The sequence below is a fragment of the Oceanisphaera avium genome (assembly GCF_002157875.1).
Taxonomy (GTDB): Bacteria; Pseudomonadota; Gammaproteobacteria; order Enterobacterales; family Aeromonadaceae; genus Oceanimonas; species Oceanimonas avium.
In genome coordinates this window covers 2,312,501-2,330,747 of sequence record NZ_CP021376.1, presented here as the reverse complement: position 1 = coordinate 2,330,747, position 18,247 = coordinate 2,312,501, and the positions used below count along the sequence as shown (strand labels likewise).

Annotated in this window: 14 protein-coding genes, 2 rRNA genes and 1 riboswitch (1 of these 17 only partly in view); of the genes, 7 read left to right on the top strand and 9 right to left on the bottom strand. The window is 49.1% G+C overall.

Annotated features, from left to right (window positions below):
• Positions 1-21: 21 nt before the first annotated feature.
• From CBP12_RS10655 to thiC, 6 genes are all read right to left on the bottom strand, one after another.
• On the bottom strand, positions 22-420 hold the full coding sequence (locus CBP12_RS10655; RefSeq protein ID WP_086964408.1) for an NINE protein: 399 nt from the start codon (positions 418-420) through the stop codon (positions 22-24).
• A gap of 202 nt (positions 421-622) precedes the next feature.
• A complete protein-coding gene (locus CBP12_RS10650; protein ID WP_086964407.1) occupies positions 623-1,390 on the bottom strand; it encodes a thiazole synthase in 768 nt (255 codons plus the stop codon).
• Between the two features lies 1 nt (position 1,391).
• On the bottom strand, positions 1,392-1,592 hold the full coding sequence (gene thiS, locus CBP12_RS10645; RefSeq protein ID WP_086964406.1) for a sulfur carrier protein ThiS: 201 nt from the start codon (positions 1,590-1,592) through the stop codon (positions 1,392-1,394).
• Between the two features lie 12 nt (positions 1,593-1,604).
• The gene (locus CBP12_RS10640) at positions 1,605-2,363 is read right to left on the bottom strand and encodes a HesA/MoeB/ThiF family protein (protein ID WP_086964405.1); all 759 of its coding nucleotides are present in this window, start codon (positions 2,361-2,363) and stop codon (positions 1,605-1,607) included.
• 1 nt (position 2,364) lies between these two features.
• Entirely contained in the window at positions 2,365-3,873 is a 1,509-nt protein-coding gene (gene thiE, locus CBP12_RS10635; protein WP_086964404.1) for a thiamine phosphate synthase, read from the bottom strand.
• Complete coding sequence (gene thiC / locus CBP12_RS10630; RefSeq protein ID WP_086965542.1) at positions 3,870-5,858, bottom strand: phosphomethylpyrimidine synthase ThiC; 1,989 nt, start codon at positions 5,856-5,858, stop codon at positions 3,870-3,872. Before thiC ends, thiE begins: the two co-directional genes overlap by 4 nt.
• Positions 5,859-5,936: 78 nt before the next feature.
• A riboswitch (TPP riboswitch) is annotated at positions 5,937-6,039 on the bottom strand.
• A gap of 185 nt (positions 6,040-6,224) precedes the next feature.
• Between thiC and CBP12_RS10625 the strand changes: the two genes are divergently transcribed.
• The 6 genes from CBP12_RS10625 to cysA all read left to right on the top strand — a co-directional run bounded on the left by CBP12_RS10625 (position 6,225) and on the right by cysA (position 13,256).
• Positions 6,225-7,154, top strand: a complete 930-nt coding sequence (locus tag CBP12_RS10625) for a hypothetical protein (protein WP_086964403.1) — start codon at positions 6,225-6,227, stop codon at positions 7,152-7,154.
• 94 nt (positions 7,155-7,248) lie between these two features.
• Positions 7,249-9,213 (top strand): exoribonuclease II, encoded by a 1,965-nt coding sequence (locus tag CBP12_RS10620; RefSeq protein ID WP_086964402.1) that lies wholly within the window; start codon positions 7,249-7,251, stop codon positions 9,211-9,213.
• 255 nt (positions 9,214-9,468) lie between these two features.
• Positions 9,469-10,473 (top strand): thiosulfate ABC transporter substrate-binding protein CysP, encoded by a 1,005-nt coding sequence (gene cysP, locus CBP12_RS10615; RefSeq protein ID WP_086964401.1) that lies wholly within the window; start codon positions 9,469-9,471, stop codon positions 10,471-10,473.
• 3 nt (positions 10,474-10,476) lie between these two features.
• Positions 10,477-11,319 (top strand): sulfate/thiosulfate ABC transporter permease CysT, encoded by an 843-nt coding sequence (cysT, locus tag CBP12_RS10610; protein WP_086964400.1) that lies wholly within the window; start codon positions 10,477-10,479, stop codon positions 11,317-11,319.
• Positions 11,319-12,158: a sulfate/thiosulfate ABC transporter permease CysW gene (gene cysW, locus CBP12_RS10605; RefSeq protein ID WP_086964399.1), complete on the top strand. Its 840-nt coding sequence runs from the start codon at positions 11,319-11,321 to the stop codon at positions 12,156-12,158. The genes cysT and cysW overlap by 1 nt, the downstream gene beginning before the upstream one ends.
• A gap of 6 nt (positions 12,159-12,164) precedes the next feature.
• Positions 12,165-13,256 carry a sulfate/thiosulfate ABC transporter ATP-binding protein CysA gene (gene cysA, locus CBP12_RS10600; RefSeq protein WP_086964398.1) on the top strand — a complete coding sequence of 364 codons (1,092 nt, stop codon included), beginning with the start codon at positions 12,165-12,167 and terminating at the stop codon, positions 13,254-13,256.
• A gap of 79 nt (positions 13,257-13,335) precedes the next feature.
• On the opposite strand, the gene cysM is transcribed toward cysA, so the two are convergent.
• Positions 13,336-14,226, bottom strand: coding sequence for a cysteine synthase CysM (gene cysM / locus CBP12_RS10595; RefSeq protein WP_086964397.1), 891 nt, complete (start codon positions 14,224-14,226; stop codon positions 13,336-13,338).
• 213 nt (positions 14,227-14,439) lie between these two features.
• Here cysM and CBP12_RS10590 point away from each other — a divergent pair, with 213 nt between their 5' ends.
• A complete protein-coding gene (locus CBP12_RS10590; protein ID WP_157420101.1) occupies positions 14,440-17,115 on the top strand; it encodes a bifunctional acetate--CoA ligase family protein/GNAT family N-acetyltransferase in 2,676 nt (891 codons plus the stop codon).
• A gap of 133 nt (positions 17,116-17,248) precedes the next feature.
• Here the strand turns inward: CBP12_RS10590 and rrf are convergent.
• Together rrf and CBP12_RS10580 are read right to left on the bottom strand one after the other, a co-directional pair.
• Positions 17,249-17,363: ribosomal RNA gene (gene rrf / locus CBP12_RS10585) — 5S ribosomal RNA — on the bottom strand.
• 112 nt (positions 17,364-17,475) lie between these two features.
• Positions 17,476-18,247 (bottom strand): 23S ribosomal RNA (locus tag CBP12_RS10580); it runs 2,119 nt beyond the window's last position.

Genomic DNA, 18,247 nt, shown 5'->3' with positions numbered 1-18,247 from the left:
ATGGTTTATGACCGTTACTTATCATAACCTTCTTGAATTTCGGTTAACTTCGTCGATTTGGCTGTTTAAAGTGCAAAAGTCATAAAGATAACCTATCAAAAAGAAACCACCGGTAAAAAACCATAAAATAGCCGTGATCCACTTGCCCATGTAAAGACGATGCGCGCCAAAGATGCCGAGAAAAGTCATTAAAATCCAGGTAATGTTGTAATCTTTGCTGCCTTTAGTAAAACGGCGGTCGGCGGATTTATCCATGCTGGGAATTAAAAAGAGATCCACAATCCAGCCAATAAAAAATAAGCCCAGCGTGAAGAAGTAAATAATGCCGCTAATAGGGCGACCGTAGTAAAAGCGGTGCGCTCCCATAAAACCAAAAATCCATAACACATAGCCGATCACCACACTGTGCGTATTGTTCATTTACTTATCCTCATCGATATTAGGTAGGTTTCGCTCAAGGGCGGGACGCGAGTAGGCGGTCACTTTAGCTTAACGGCTGTTAGCCACTCACACCATGTTTAGTCACACTAAATGCAGAGGCTGCGTCTTAATTTGACTGAAGCGCAAGGGTTAGATATAAAAAAACCTGCCGCAGCAGGTTTTTTTATTAGGTAAAACTAAGTTACTTTTGAGAAAAATTAGTCAGCGGGCTGGTTGCTTGGGCATATTGGCTTTTGGTTGGTAACCCAGCCAAATACGCTTGACGACCCGACTCCACTGCCAATTTAAAAGCACTGGCCATAGCAATAGGATCGCGCGCAGTAGCAATAGCAGTATTAACTAGCACGGCATCGGCCCCCAACTCCATGGCGTAAGCCGCATGACTTGGCGCACCAATTCCCGCATCAACGATCACCGGAACCTTAGCCTGCTCGATAATGATTTGTAGAAAATCATGAGTCACTAAGCCTTTATTGGTGCCAATAGGCGCACCCAGTGGCATGACAGCGGCACAGCCTACTTCTTCTAAGCGCTTACACAATAAAGGGTCGGCGCTGCAATAAGGCAAGACGATAAAGCCTTCTTTAACTAAAATCTCCGCCGCTTTTAGTGTTTCAATGGGATCAGGCAGCAAATACTTAGGATCAGGGTGCACTTCAAGTTTTAACCAGTTCGTGCCCAGTGCCTCACGAGCTAAACGCGCTGCAAATAACGCCTCTTCTACGGTGTGCGCGCCTGCAGTGTTAGGCAGCAAATGCACACCTAACTCCAGCAAGGGCGGCAAAATGTCATCGCTGTGATTAACCAAATCAACGCGCTTCATTGCCATGGTGACCATCTCTGAGCCACCCGCAAAAAACGCATCTTTCATCTGCTGACGGCTGGCAAATTTACCGGTTCCGGTAAAAAGACGAGAACTAAAGGTTTTATCGGCAATGGTAAGACTCATATTAGCCTCCGGCTATGGCGTGAAATAACGTAACTTTATCGTTTTCATTTAAAACTTGCTCGGACCATTGGCCACGCGCCACCACACTCTGGTTTAGCGCCACCGCCACGCCCGGCTTATCTTGTTCAAGATCTTGTAATAATTGACCGAGGGTAATGCCCTCGGTCAACATCATGGTTTTATCATTTAAGGTGATTTGCATTCTTTACCTCCCTTAGGATCCACAGACCGGACAAGCGGGATCTTTTGGTACCCGCAAGCCATGCCAACTGTGGTTTTTGGCATCAAATAGTTTTAGCTCACCCCAAGGTACGCTACCGGTTTGTGTAAAAAACTTAATGGCTTCCAGCGCTTGCAGCATACCAATAGTGCCCACCACAGGGCCAATTACGCCTGAGTTGCTGCAATTAAGTCGCTCCCCGATATCGGTGCCATAAAGACATCGATAACAACCGTGATCTTGCTTAGGGTCTAGCGCCAGCAATTGCCCTTCAAAACGAATCGCAGCCCCTACTAACAACGGTTTACCAGCCTGATAGCAGGCGGCATTGAGTTGCTGGCGAATGAGGATATTATCGGTGCAATCTAACACCAAGTCGACCTCAGCCACAAAAGCGGCTAAGTTTTGCTCATCCATTTTTTGATTAATGGCAATGACTTCTACTTCAGGGTTTAGATTTTGTAGCTTAATGCGTGCCGTTTCTGCCTTACTGTGCTTTAAGCTTTTCATATCATACAGCGTCTGGCGCTGTAGGTTACTAACCTCGATATGATCAAAATCTGCTAACCATAAGGTACCCACCCCCGCCGCGGCTAAATATTGCACCGCCGGCGAGCCAAGGCCGCCTAACCCGACAATCAGTACTGAACCCTGCTTAAGCTTTAGCTGCCCTTGCTCGCCCACTTCTTCTAGCAGTAAGTGGCGGCTGTAGCGCATAAATTCGTCGTCGGTGAGCTGGCTGTCGCTAACCATCTTACCCCTCCACTAGCGCTAATAATTCGCGCGTTGCGGCTTCTGGATTGTCAGACTCGGTAATGGCGGTGACTAACGCTATGCTGCCAATCCCCGTTTCAGCAACTAATGGCACTCGGTCGCGGCTAATGCCACCAATCGCCACCAGTGGAAACTCGGTTTCCATCAAGGCGACGTAGCGATGTAAACGCTCTAAGCCCTGTGGCCGAGAAGGCATATCTTTAGTCTTGGTCGGAAAGATATGACCCAGCGCTAAATAAGAGGGCTTAAGCTCGCGAGCCCGCAGCATTTCATAATAGCCGTGAGTAGAAAGACCCAACTTAATACCGGCGGCACGAATCGCTTCTAAGTCGGCAATCTCTATGTCTTCTTGGCCTAAATGCACACCATAAGCGCCATGCTTAATGGCCAAGCGCCAGTAGTCGTTAATAAATAAGCGCGCGTTAAAACGCTGGCCTAGCTCAACTGCCGCTTTAATATCCGCTTCTACTTGGTCATCGGTTTTGTCTTTAATGCGCAGCTGCAAAGTGCGCACGCCCCAGTCTAACAGTTGCTCTAATAAGCTCACGCTGGTCACCACCGGATATAAACCCAGCTTTAAGGTGTCCATAGGCGCAAACTCCGCCTTAGGGTGGGGTCCGCTAATACCTAACTGCTCAGCTAGCGTCGAGCCTGGCATAACGACGGTTGGAAAATCATTAAGATCCGTTGGCCAACCTAAGTGTGCAACTGGGCCAGGACCCGCGCCTAGCCCTTGGGCTGCTTTTAGACCTTGAGTGACATAAGCCTTAGCTAACACCAGCGCATCTTCGATAGGATAGTCGAGTGCAATGGCAGTCGCGATGGCGGAGGATAAGGTACAACCCGTGCCATGGCCGTGCGTGGTTTCTACACGCGCACTGGCTAGCCAAATTTCACGCTCACCATCGGTATAAAAATCGATCGCTTGCTCTGGCGCCCAATCAAAGTGCCCTCCTTTAACAAGGACGGCGCGCGCGCCCATTGCTAATAACGCCGCGGCACCCCTGCGCACATTAGCAGGCGAGTCGGGCGTAATGCCCGACAACGCCGCCAACTCAATGGCGTTGGGGGTGATAAGATCCACCTCGGCTAGCAAGTGCTGTTTAATTGCCGGCAACAGACTCTCTTGTGCCATGGCTTTGCCGGTGCTCGCAATCGCCACCGGGTCATACACCACATATGGCTGCCATTGGCGGCGATATTCACGTAGGTAACGAGCCAATACTTCTGCACGCAAGCCGCCTGGCAATAGTCCAATTTTAATGGCTTGAGCCGGTAAGTCGCTGGCTAGGGCCACTAATTGTTGGCTAAATGCCTGCATTAGAACCGGCTCGACCATAGAAACGGCCACCGAGTTTTGGGCGGTAATAGCAGAAATAACCGAGCAGCCGTGGCCGCCCAGTGCGTGAATAGTGTGCAAGTCGGCCTGAATGCCAGCGCCGCCGCCCGAATCAGAACCGGCTATGGTCCAGACTATGGGTCTTGTCATATTAATTCTTTCTCCAATTGATCCGCTTGATGATAAAGCTCACCACCGCGCTTATTAAACTCTTCTGACATTTTTGCCATGCCCGCCAGTACTGTCTCTTGGTTGCCATCTATGTCGACTAGCTTAATGGCTATCGCTTCTTGCGCGGCGGCATATTCTCGCACTTCTTGAGTAATTTTCATTGAGCAAAACTTGGGGCCACACATAGAGCAAAAATGCGCGACTTTACCGGATTCTTGGGGTAAAGACTCATCGTGATAATCGCGGGCCGTTTGTGGGTCTAAGCTTAAGTTAAACTGATCTTCCCATCTAAACTCAAATCGCGCCTTAGACAAGGCATTATCTCTAATTTGCGCACCCGGATGACCTTTGGCTAAGTCGGCCGCATGGGCGGCTATCTTATAGGTGATTAAGCCTTGCTTCACGTCTTCTTTGTTAGGTAGCCCTAAATGCTCTTTAGGCGTGACGTAACACAACATAGCGCAGCCATACCAACCAATTAAAGCCGCACCAATCCCTGAGGTAAAATGATCATAACCCGGCGCGATATCAGTCGTTAACGGACCCAATGTATAAAAAGGCGCTTCATGACAATGTGCAAGCTGCTCTTCCATATTACGTTTAATCATATGCATGGCCACATGGCCTGGGCCTTCAATCATTACCTGTACATCATATTCCCAGGCAATTTTCGTGAGCTCGCCCAAGGTATACAGCTCGGCAAATTGTGCTTCATCGTTCGCATCGGCAATCGAGCCTGGGCGCATGCCATCACCTAACGATAATGACACATCATAGGCGGCACAAATTTCACAAATATCGCGAAAGCGCTCATAAAGAAAACTTTCTTTATGATGGGATAAACACCATTTGGCCATAATAGAGCCACCGCGCGATACAATTCCGGTGACGCGCTTGGCGGTCATGGGCACATAGCGCAGCAAGACGCCGGCATGAATCGTGAAGTAGTCCACGCCTTGCTCGGCCTGCTCGATTAAGGTGTCACGAAATACTTCCCAGTTTAAGTCTTCGGCCACCCCATTCACTTTTTCTAACGCTTGGTAAATAGGAACGGTGCCAATCGGCACTGGACTGTTGCGCAAGATCCATTCGCGAGTTTCATGAATATTACGCCCCGTGGATAAGTCCATCACGTTATCCGCGCCCCACCGCGTTGCCCACACCAGTTTTTCTACTTCTTCTTCAATGGAGGAGGTCACCGCTGAGTTGCCGATATTAGCATTAATCTTCACCAAGAAATTACGGCCAATAATCATCGGCTCAGACTCGGCATGATTAATGTTGGCGGGGATAATCGCGCGCCCTTCTGCTACTTCCTTGCGTACAAACTCCGGCGTAATACGCTCTGGTAAATTAGCACCAAAACTTTCACCTTTATGCTGTTGGAGCAACATTTCGTCGCGCACCCGCTCACGCCCCATGTTTTCTCGAATGGCGATGTATTCCATTTCTGGGGTAATAATCCCTTGGCGCGCATAGTGCATTTGCGTCACACGTTTGCCTGGCTTAGCTTTACGAGGCTGAGGGAGTTGCTCAAAGCGTAAATGATCCAGGCCCTCATCGGCCATGCGTTCTTGGGTAAAGGCTGAGCTCACTTGGGCTAATTCTTGGGTATCGTTGCGCTCTAAAATCCACTGCCGGCGCAGCTGAGGCAAGCCTAAGCGCACATCTAACTTCGCCTCGGCATCGCCATAAGGACCTGAAGTGTCGTAAATGGGTACTGGCGCATTAGGCTCAAGAAGGGGTTGCTCTTGGGTGCCACCTTTAAAGCTGTCGGCAAGGTGGATTTCACGCATCGCGACTTGAATATCAGGGCGTGAGCCTTGGACATAAATACGTTTAGAGTTAGGGAATTGCTCGCCTTTAAGGTTATCGATAAAGGCTTGGGCTTGGCTGCGAATTTCGCGACGATTAGTTTTTTTAGATTGTTGCTCTGAAACTTGGGTTACTGCTTTAGTTGACATAGCCATCTCACTTGAATCCGTGTTGGGTGAAAAAGCTTGTCAGGAGTGTTGATAAAGAAAATGGTAGAGGGGAAAAACGCCAATTTCTCACTTGCTTCCCTTACGCAGGTACTAGCCTGATCAGGTTCAACGGATCCCACATTCGTGGTCTCAGCTCCATAGAGCACTCCGACAAGATAGTGGCCAGTAAAGCAGATCCAGATCACAAAAGCAAAGCTCACTGGCACGCTCAGTCAAAAATTACCAATAACTCATTCTCTGTTAGGCTGTCATTGTTCGCCTCAACTGGTATCTTCAGGTGAAATTAGCTGTCGGTTAGCTTAAGTCGCATCGCGGCGGCGTGCTTTCTTTTTAAGGCGAGAACGGATGTCTATTAGTCTTTATCCTTATCAATTATCACTCACTCAGCCGCTAGTCTTTGCCCAGCAGATGATTGGCCAGCGACAGGGCTTTTTTGTCCAAATTAATGACGCTTGGGGAGAAATAGCGCCACCGCTTACGGCAGACATGGCGCTGGTCGCCAAAGATGCTCGCCAAGCCTGTGCCCGCCTGCGCCAAGGACTGGCTCATAATGCTCACACCCCTGCCGTACAGTTTGGTCTAGATTGCGCCTTAGCTCAGCTCCCTAGCGCGCCATTCTCCCTTAAAACGAGTCCTTTAAACTTGCCATTGTTAGAAGGAGCACGCGACCCTCTAGTGCGCGCATGGCGCTGTCGGCGTATTCACCCCGCCTTGGCTTGGCTTACCCTTACCGGCAGTATTCACTATGACGCCGGCTTAATTCGCGAGTTGTGTTTATTAGCACCTAAGGTGCGCTTAGTGCTGGATGGAGCGGGCCAATTTAGCGACGAATATATCCAAGACTTATGGTCACGTATCGACGGGCAACGTATCGATTGGATAATGGATGCGGGCACCACCCTTGCACAAGCTCAAGGGTTGGCAGAGCAAGCTAACATTCCAGTGGCACTGGATATAGCACGCTATTTAGATACACCACCGCCTCAGCAAGTCGATTTAGGGGCGTTTAGTTTTGCCAGCGCACTGCTTATTCGCCCCAGTCAGCTAGGCGGCTTAGCTTATAACCAAGCATTGGTGCGCCACGCTCAACAGTTAGGGCAAGCCGTATTGCTTGGCGATAGCTTACAAAGTGGCTTTGGACAGAGCCAGCTTGCTTACTTATCTGGCCAATGGCTAGGGGAGGCACCTCTGGCCTTAGGCCGCTGTCGGTATTTATTAGACTCAGGCGTAGATCACCACGGATTGCCACTGATTAGCGGACTCACGCCGCTCTAACGCAGCAATTAGCGTAACTTGGCGCTCACGCTCTGCTTGGCTTATGAGGGCTAAATCCGTATAGTCAGCTGCATATTTCGACAGGTTTCTATATATGTTTCAAAATAACCCCCTATTAGCTCAGCTAAAGCAACAAATGCGTGACGACCTTACTATCAAAGAAGGTGTCGTTAAAGGCACATCTAAAGGCTTTGGCTTTTTAGAAGTCGGCGAAAAAGAAAGTTACTTTATTCCCCCGCCCCACATGAAAAAAGTCATGCATGGCGATCATATTACCGCTATTTTACGCACCGAAAATGAGCGCGAGCTGGTAGAGCCAGAAAAACTAATTGAAGCCGGCGTAACCCGCTTTGTAGCTCGCGTTAAGTGGTTTCGTGACCGATTAAACTTGGTACCCGACCACCCTTTAATGAACGAAGCCATTAAAGCCCGCACCGTTAAAGGCTTAAATGAAAAAAGCTTAAAAGAAGGCGATTGGGTGCTGGCTGAAATGACTTCACACCCGCTAAAAGGCAATGGTTTTTTCGCCAATGTAGTGGAAGTGATTGCCGGTGTTGATGATCCTATTGCCCCTTGGTGGGTGGTACTAGCGCGCAATAATCTGTCTAAAGTCGCCCCCGAAGACAGCAAAGACTGGCAGCAAGTGCCCGATACCTTAGCGCGTCGTGATCTCACGGATATCCCCTTTTTCACCATAGACGCCGAATCCACGCTGGATATGGATGATGCGCTAAGCATTAAAAAGCTTGATGACGGCTGGGAACTGTTAGTGGCCATTGCCGATCCCACGGCGTATGTACCCCAAGGCAGTGTGATGGATAAAGTGGCCGCTGAGCGCGCTTTTACCGCTTACTTGCCAGGGCGTAATATCCCTATGTTGCCACGCACCTTGTCTGATGAGCTGTGCTCATTACAAGAGGGCGTAGAGCGTCCCGTTATTTGTGCCCGCTTATTTATTGATAATGAAGGTAAAGTCGCAGATAAAGCAGAATTTTTTGCCGCGACTATGCGCTCGCACGCGCGCTTAAGCTACGACAATGTGTCTGATTGGATTGAAGAAAAAGGCGACTGGCAGCCAGCTAATGAAGTTATTGCTGAGCAGATCCGTCAAATGCATGCCTTTACTTTAGTGCGCGCCGCTTGGCGAGCTAAGCATGCCATCGTGTTTAAAGACCGCCCCGATTTTCGCTTTGCGCTAGACGCCGACAGCAATGTCACGGCTATTTTGGTGGATTACCGTCGTATTGCCAACCAAATGGTAGAAGAGTCGATGATTGCTGCCAACTTAGCCTGTGGTAACTGGCTAAACGAGCATGTGGGCGCGGGTATCTTTAACGTGCATGCCGGCTTTGATAGCGAAAAAATGGACGGCTTAACTGAGCTATTAACCGCACACGATGCCCCTTTTGACCCCGCCACTATCAATACGCTAGCGGGTTTTTGTGCCTTGCGCCGTTGGTTAGATGAGCGCGAAACTTCTTATTTAGATAGCCGTACTCGTCGCTTCCAATCTTTTGCCGCCATGAGCGCCAATCCAGGTGCTCACTTTGGCTTAGGTTTAGATGCCTACGCTACTTGGACCTCACCTATTCGCAAATACGGCGATATTATTAATCATCGTCTTATTAAAGCAGTCTTGGCAGGCCAAGATCATAAAGACCTGTTACCTAGCAATGAGCTAGCGACTCATTTATCGGATCAGCGCCGTATGCATCGCCGTGCCGAGCGCGATATTGCTGATTGGTTATATGTACGCTTCTTAAAGCCGGCCGTAGCCGAAGGTAAAGTCTTTGATGCGGATGTAGTAGATGTGAGTCGTGGTGGCGTGCGTTTGCGTTTACATGAAAATGGCGCCGGGGTATTTATGCCCTCGTCACTTATTTTAGCCAATCGCGATCGCTTAGAGTGCAGCTGGGATGATGGCCGCGTTTATCTAGATAAAGCGCCGTTATATGAGCTAGGCCAGGTAGTACAAATTATTATTACCGAAGCCATTGAAGAAACTCGCTCTTTAATTGCTAAACCTGCACAACCCATTGCGAGCGCCGCTTCGCAGTAACCGCTCTTAGGTAAACCACTCTAAAAGGCCTGCAGTTGCAGGCCTTTTTTTTGTAAGCTTTATGTCTCGCGCAACACGTAAAATACTAACACCCTCTGTTTCACTTACCACGTACGGCGTAAACGTACGACGGCGTAGGGGTATTATACTCTCGCCTGCTTATGTATAACTAAAAAGAATATGAAATGACTTATCAATCACTTATGGATCTATTAGTATAGATGCATATCCACCCTATTTGTTTTGGAGTTCACTATGCGCAAAACACTGATCGCAACTCTGCTGTTAACTGCGGGCTTAACCACCGCAGGTCCATTGCAGGCTAAAGAACTGCTAAACAGCAGCTATGACATAGCACGCGAACTGTTCGCTGAAATTAATCCGGTATTCGTTAAGCACTGGGAAGAAAAAACCGGTGAGAAGCTCACTATTAAGCAAAGCCACGCCGGCTCATCCAGCCAAGCTCAGGCGATTTTGCAAGGTTTGCGCGCCGACGTCGTGACTTATAACCAAGTCACAGACGTAGATGTACTCTATGAAAAAGGCAAACTAATCCCAGAAGATTGGAAAGCGCGCCTACCTAACGACAGCTCGCCTTATGTTTCCACTATGGCGTTCTTAGTGCGAAAAGATAACCCAAAAAATATTAAAACGTGGGATGACTTAACTCGTGAAGATGTAAAGTTAGTGTTCCCTAATCCAAAAACCTCAGGCAACGGGCGTTACACCTACCTTGCTGCTTGGGGTGCCGCCCATCAGAAGTTTGATGGCGACCAAGATAAAATTCGTGAGCACATGGGCAAGCTGATCAAGCAAGTCGCTGTGTTTGATACCGGCGGTCGGGGCGCAACAACTACTTTTATCGACCGTGGTATTGGTGACGTATTAATCACTTTTGAGTCTGAAGTAAACAATATTCGCGACTTGTATGCCGCTGATGGTTACCAAGTGGTAGTGCCACCGGTAGATGTATTAGCCGAATTCCCGGTGACTTGGATTGATAAGAACGTAAAGCGCAACAAGACCGAAAAAGAAGCTAAAGCTTACTTAGAGTTTTTATATAGCCCCGAAGCACAGCGTATTTTGGCGAAAAACTACTATCGCGTAAATGATAAAGACGTGGCTAATGAATTTGCCGATAAGTTCCCCGAAACTGAGCTGTTTAAGGTAGAAGATGTGTTCGGTAGCTGGGAACAAGCCATGAAAGATCACTTTGCTAACGGTGGCACGCTAGACCAGCTTCAGGCTCAAGGACGCTAAGTCATGATGGCGCTCTTGGGTTCTTCAAAGCGAGTATTACCGGGCTTTACCCTGAGCATGGGCACTAGCCTGCTATTTGTGAGCTTGATTATCTTGTTGCCGTTAACCGGTCTTGTGATCAGCACCAGCCAAATGGGCTGGGAGCAATATTGGCAGATTATTAGTGACCCTAGGGTGGTTACCACCTATAAGGTGACCGCCAGCGCCGCTGCCGCTGCTAGCTTATTTAATATGATATTTGGCCTGCTTATGGCTTGGATTTTAACGCGCTATCGCTTTCCAGGTCGGGCCATTTTAGATGGCTTAATGGACTTGCCGTTTGCTCTACCCACGGCAGTAGCAGGCTTAACTTTGGCCTCACTGTTTGCCACCAACGGTTGGTATGGCGAGGCGTTAGCTAATGTGGGCATTAAGGTCTCTTATACGTGGGTGGGCATAGTGGTGGCCATGGTGTTTACCAGCGTGCCCTTTGTCGTGCGCACCGTACAGCCGGTACTAGAAGATCTTGGGCCTGAATATGAAGAAGCGGCTGAAACCTTAGGCGCAAGCCCTTGGCAAGCTTTTAGCCGTGTAGTACTACCGGAATTAAAACCCGCATTGATCACCGGCACCGCGCTGTCTTTTACCCGTAGTTTGGGTGAGTTTGGTGCCGTTATTTTTATTGCCGGCAATATGCCTTGGCAAACCGAAGTTACCTCTTTGATGATTTTTATCAAGATCCAAGAATTTGATTTAGCCGGCGCCAGTGCCATTGCCAGCGTCATCTTATTAGCGTCTTTCTTGTTGTTGTTTTTAATTAACGGCATCCAAGGTCGTTTTATGCGTCGCGTGCGAGGTAACGGCTAATGGAGCACACTCTTAATATTACTCAACCTCGCCCTTGGGGCCGCTGGTGTTTAATTACCATAGGCACAGTGCTGTCTATTTTGCTATTAGTGGTGCCGCTGCTGGCGATTATTGCCGGTGCTTTTGCCGCCGGTGTCGGTGGCGTGATTGAGAACTTAAATGAGCCAGACATGTTACATGCTATTGGCTTAACGCTAATGGTAGCCGCACTGACTGTACCCATTAACTTAGTGTTTGGCACCTTGCTGGCTTGGTTGGTGACCCGCTTTAACTTTCGTGGCCGCCAATTTCTGCTGACTTTAATTGATGTGCCCTTTGCCGTGTCACCTGTAGTAGCAGGCTTATTGTACCTGCTGATGTATGGCGTCAATGGTCCTATCGGTAGCTGGCTCGACAATTACGATATGCAGCTCATGTTTGCTTGGCCCGGCATCGTCATGGTGACGGTGTTTGTAACTTGCCCCTTTATGGTCCGAGAATTAGTACCGCTTATGAGCAGCCAAGGTACCGACTCAGAAGAAGCGGCCGTATTACTGGGTGCTAGTGGTTGGCAGCTATTTCGCAAAATCACCTTACCTAATATCCGCTGGGCACTCTTGTACGGCGTTATTTTAACCAACGCCCGCGCCGTGGGTGAATTTGGTGCCGTGTCTGTGGTTTCCGGTGGTATTCGCGGTGAAACCAATACGCTGTCATTACATGTGGAGTTATTACATCAAGACTACAATGCAGTCGGTGCTTTTACCGCCGCGGCACTGTTAACCTTGATGGCCATTTTCACTTTGCTAATTAAATCTTATCTTGAATGGCGCTTGCAACGCGCTGAAGCACAGGAGTAAGTCAACATGAGTATTCATATTGAGGGTATTCACAAGTCCTTCGGCAAAAACCAAGTGCTAAATAATATTAATCTAGACTTACCCAGCGGGCAGTTAGTGGGCTTGCTGGGTCCTTCTGGCTCAGGCAAAACCACTTTGCTGCGTATTATTGCCGGTCTTGAGCATGCCAATCAGGGACGAATTCACTTTAACGGTAACGACGTTACTCAGCTACATGCCAGAGATCGCAAGGTAGGATTTGTATTTCAAAACTACGCACTCTTTCGCCATATGACGGTGTTCGACAATATCGCCTTTGGCCTTACTATTATGCCTAAAGGCCAGCGCCCTAGCGCGGCTGACATTAAGCGCCGAGTCACCGCTCTACTTGAGATGATCCAGTTATCTCACGTTGCCGAGCGCTTCCCCGCTCAACTGTCAGGTGGCCAACGCCAGCGAGTCGCGTTAGCACGCTCTTTAGCCGTAGAGCCCAGTGTGCTATTGCTCGACGAGCCCTTTGGCGCCTTAGATGCTCAAGTACGCAAGGAGCTGCGCCGCTGGTTACGCCGCTTACATGATGAGCTGCACTTTACTAGCGTGTTTGTTACCCACGATCAAGAAGAAGCCATGGATGTGTCTGATCAAGTGGTGGTCATGAGCCAAGGCCAAGTGGAGCAAATTGGTTCGCCAGACGCCATCTGGCAAGCACCCGCCAGCCGTTTTGTGTTGGAGTTTCTCGGGGAAGTAAACAAAATTGAGGGCGAGCTTAATGGTAGCCGCTTTAAGGTGGGTCATTATCCACTGCAGTTACCAGTAGCTAGCCATAAACAAGGGGCCGCTTGCTGGTATTTACGCCCTCATGAAGTGAGCCTTACCACTGACGCAGACGCCCAGCATCCGCTGCCGGTATTGGTGACCGATGTGAACGGACGAGGTAGCGCCGTGCAATTAGAGTTAGAGCCTAAAGATTGGCCAGGACAATTATTAACGGCTCAACTACCTCATCAGCATTTAAGTAATGTCCAACGTGGTCAAACGCTTTATTTAGGTAGCCAAGGCGGGCGAGTCTATTTAGGCGAGCAGCAATTAACCGATAGCCATATCGCGTTAACGGCCTAAAAGAGCAAAAAAGGACGAGGGAGGCGTGAGTGGTGATAAGCAAACACGCTTTCCAGTCCCTAATCACTCTTGCCCGTCTTTAGCCGTTAAAAACACCAGACGATAAGTAGCGATCACCGCGATCACAAATAATGGCCACAATAATGGCATTATCTACTTGCTCGGCAAGCTTGAGCGCACCAGCTACTGCACCGCCTGAGCTGACCCCACAAAAAATACCTTCTTCGCGAGCCAAGCGCAGCATAGTGGCTGTAGCTTCATCTTCACTGATATCTAATATTTGATCGACACGGCTTTTTTCAAAAATACCGGGCAAATAAGCTTCTGGCCAGCGGCGAATTCCTGGGATACTGCTGCCTTCGCACGGCTGTAAGCCGACAATTTGCACGGCGTTATTTTGTTCTTTTAAGTACTGAGATACGCCCATGATAGTACCCGTAGTCCCCATGCTAGAGACAAAATGGGTAAGTGTGCCTTGGGTTTGCTGCCAAATCTCTGGACCTGTAGTGAGATAGTGTGCCTGCGGATTATCAGGGTTATTAAATTGATCTAAAATCACCCCTTTACCGTCAGCAGCCATTTTATCGGCTAAATCACGTGCGCCTTCCATGCCTGCTTTTTTGCTCACTAAGATTAGCTCGGCACCATAGGCGAGCATGGCGGCTTTACGTTCTTCGGTGGCATTATCGGGCATGATTAATATCATTTTATAACCCTTAATCGCCGCCGCCATCGCCAGCGCAATGCCCGTATTACCGCTCGTGGACTCAATAAGCGTATCGCCGGGCGTTATCTCACCGCGCGCTTCAGCCTGAATGATCATATTTAGGGCAGGCCTGTCTTTCACCGAGCCTGCGGGATTGTTGCCCTCCAACTTAACTAGCACCTGACTGTTAGTATGGCGGGCTAAACGCTGCAAACGCACGAGAGGCGTATGACCCACGAAGTCCTCTATGGTAGGAAATGGCATTGTGTGTCCTTGATTGCTAAGTACATAAGATAGAATTAAGCAGATGAGCCAGTACTTAATGTCTATTTGCTCACGCCTTTAAGTGCAAGCTAAGCTAAGTGGCAAGTTTTATGCTACAACTTTCAAGCTCATTAAAAGCACGCTGCGCTTTTAGGGTGCGCAGCCGTGAATATCATTTTGCCATAATTTTGCCCCCGACATAAAGGAGTGCGTATGCCGCTGCAAGGTTTAGATGCGTTATTTCGCCCCGCAAGCATAGCGGTGATCGGCGCTTCTCATCGCGATAACGGCGCGGGAAAGTTGGTAATGAAAAACTTACTAGCCGGCAATTTTAGCGGCCCTATTATGCCCGTTAATCCCAAATACGAAGCCGTAGCGGGTGTGATGGCCTACCCCAATATTAGCCGTCTTCCCCGCAGCCCCGACTTAGCCATAGTCTGTACGCCTGCGGCAAAAAATCCCGAGATTATTGAGCAACTAGGAAGTAAGGGCTGCAAGGCGGTCATTATTCTTGCCGCCGGCACTATGGCTGAACAATTAGTTGAGATGAAAGCCAGCGCGCGCTTACATAAAATGCGCCTGCTAGGTCCTAATAGTATGGGGGTGATCCTACCCCACTTAGGCCTTAACGTTAGCTTTGCTCCTTTTCCAGCTAAGGCGGGGCGCATTGCCTTTGTGTCTCAGTCGGCAGCGGTATGCTCCACTATTCTCGATTGGGCACGTCATAATGATGTGGGCTTTTCTCACTTTATATCGCTAGGGGACGCCTGCGATATCGACTTTGCTCAACTGCTCGATTATTTAGCGCGCGATCGCCACACCCACTCCATTCTTTTATATATGGATGCTGTACAAGATGCGCGCGCATTTATGACCGCCGCTAGAACTGCCTCGCGTAATAAAGCCGTGCTAGTGGTAAAGAGCGGCCGCACTCCCCTAGGTGCCGAGCTGAGTCAGTTGCACTCGGGTGGCAAAGTGGGCATGGACGCCGCCTACGATGCCGCTATTCGTCGCGCAGGTATGCTAAGAGTGCGAGACACTCACGATCTCTTTGCCGCAGTAGAAACGCTGAACCATGCCCAAAGCTTGCGCGGTGAGCGATTAGTGATCCTTACCAATGGTGGGGGGCCAGCTATTATGGCCATAGACACATTAATAAGTCGCGGCGGTAAACTCGCTACCTTAAGTGAGCACACCACAGTCGAATTAAACAAAGTACTGCCCGCTGCATGGTCAAAAAACAACCCTATCGATATAGTGGGCGATGCCCCTATCAATCGTTATCTCGATAGCTTAAAAGTGTTACTCGATAGCGATGACTGCGACGCTATTTTAATTATGCATGCTCCCTCTGCATCTGTTTCTAGTTCAGCCGTAGCGAAGGGGATTATTCAATTACTAAACACCCATCCGCGCGCTAAGCGCGTTAATATTCTTACTAATTGGTCCGGTGAAACCAGTGCTTTTGAAGCAAGACGTTACTTTACCGAGGCCGGTCTTCCTACTTATCGCACGCCAGAGAGTGCTGCTAGTGCTTATATGCACTTAGTAGAGTATCGACGCAACCAAAAACTGTTAATGGAAACACCTGAGTCTATCTCAGATATGCCAAGCGACAGAGAGACCGTAAAGTCATTAATTCAAGAAGCATTTTCGCAACAGATTTATCAACTCGATACCCATGAAGTGAGCCGCTTAATGGCAGCTTATGGCATACAAACACTGCCTACTTGGATTGCCAATGACAGCACTGAAGCGGCGCATATCGCCGAGCAAATTGGTTATCCTATCGCTCTTAAATTGCGCTCCCCCGACATCGTCCATAAATCAGAGGTATCGGGCGTGGTGCTTAACTTGCGCAGTGCCGCCGAGGTGGCACATTCGGCAGACGCCATCTTCGATCGAGTTAGTCATTCCTACCCCGGCTCTCGTATAACCGGCTTGATGGTCCAACCCATGGCGCGGCGTGCCGGTTCACAAGAGCTACATATCGCTGTGCGCTCAGATCCAGTATTTGGTCCCATTATTTTATTAGGTGATGGTGGTATCGATTGGGACGGTGAAGAACAAGCAGCCGTTTCTCTACTGCCCCTTAATATGACCCTAGCGCGTTACTTAGTGATCCATGCACTAAAGACCGGCAAGTTAAGGGCTAACCGCTCTCATCAGTCACTGGATATGGAAGCTGTCTGTCGGGTGTTAACCAAAGTATCTCATTTAATTATTAATCATCCAGAGATTACGCATTTAGATATTCATCCTCTACTAGCGACCGGCAAAGAATTAATCGCATTAGATGTGAGCTTAAAGCTCGAACCTTTTGAAGGAGAGGCACAAGCCAGGTTGGCCATTAGGCCTTATCCTACCGAATGGGAAGAAAGAGCCACGCTAAAAGATGGCAGCCCTATTTTAATGCGTGCCGTCTTGCCAGAAGATGAACCGGCGCATAAAGAGTTTGTGAATAATGTCTCTGAAGAAGATAGATATAAGCGCTTTTTTGCCAATATCGTTATTGGGCACGAAGAGTTAGCCCATATGACGCAAATCGATTATGACCGTGAAATGGCGTTTGTGGCGATTGCTGAGGATGGAAAAATTTTAGCAGTGGTCAGGGCGGTGTCAGATCCCGATAACGAAGATGCCGAATTTGCTATTCTAGTGCGCTCTGATCTTAAGGGCCAAGGTTTAGGCCGTTTACTCATGGAGAAAATGATCCGCTATGCCACTATTAAAGGCTTACACAGTTTAAGCGGTATGACCATGCCCACTAATCGCGGCATGATTGCCTTAGCGCGTAAGCTTGGCTTTAAGGTCAAAATAGACTTAGAAGAAGGGGCGGCCGAGTTAAAACTACAGCTGGCAGACGCTGCGCCTCGCTCTGATATGTAGAATAAAACCGAGCTGTCTATCGGCTGATGTACGGGTTGGCTCTGATAGCTTAACAGCAAGACACCGAGATATAGCACTTTATAACTGGCATAAAAAAGCCCTTCACATTGGTGAAGGGCTTTTTGAATTTGGCGCCTGGCAGTGACCTACTTTCACATGGCATCTGCCACACTATCATCGGCGCGGCTGCGTTTCACTACTGAGTTCGGCATGGAGTCAGGTGGTTCCACAGCGCTATGGCCGCCAGGCATAAATTGTAATCTGGAAGACTGATGTTTTTATTATCGTACTGTTAGTACGTTAACTGGATAATTTGTTTGTTGCTCTTGAGCGCAAGGTCTCACACTTCTTGGGTGTTGTATGGTTAAGCCGCACGGGTCATTAGTATTGGTTAGCTCAACGCCTCGCAGCGCTTACACACCCAACCTATCAACGTTGTCGTCTCCAACGGCCCTTCAGAGGGCGTATAGCCCTAGGGATGACTCATCTTGAGGCTCGCTTCCCGCTTAGATGCTTTCAGCGGTTATCGATTCCGAACGTAGCTACCGGGCAATGCATCTGGCGATACAACCCGAACACCAGGGGTTCGTCCACTCCGGTCCTCTCGTACTAGGAGCAGCTCCTCTCAATCATCCAACGCCCACGGCAGATAGGGACCGAACTGTCTCACGACGTTCTGAACCCAGCTCGCGTACCACTTTAAATGGCGAACAGCCATACCCTTGGGACCGACTTCAGCCCCAGGATGTGATGAGCCGACATCGAGGTGCCAAACACCGCCGTCGATATGAACTCTTGGGCGGTATCAGCCTGTTATCCCCGGAGTACCTTTTATCCGTTGAGCGATGGCCCTTCCATTCAGAACCACCGGATCACTATGACCTACTTTCGTATCTGCTCGACCTGTCCGTCTCGCAGTTAAGCTGGCTTATGCCATTGCACTAACCGTACGATGTCCGACCGTACTTAGCCAACCTTCGTGCTCCTCCGTTACTCTTTAGGAGGAGACCGCCCCAGTCAAACTACCCACCAGGCACTGTCCGCAACCCCGATAAGGGGCCAACGTTAGAACATCAGACATACAAGGGTGGTATTTCAAGGATGGCTCCACCACGACTGGCGTCATGGTTTC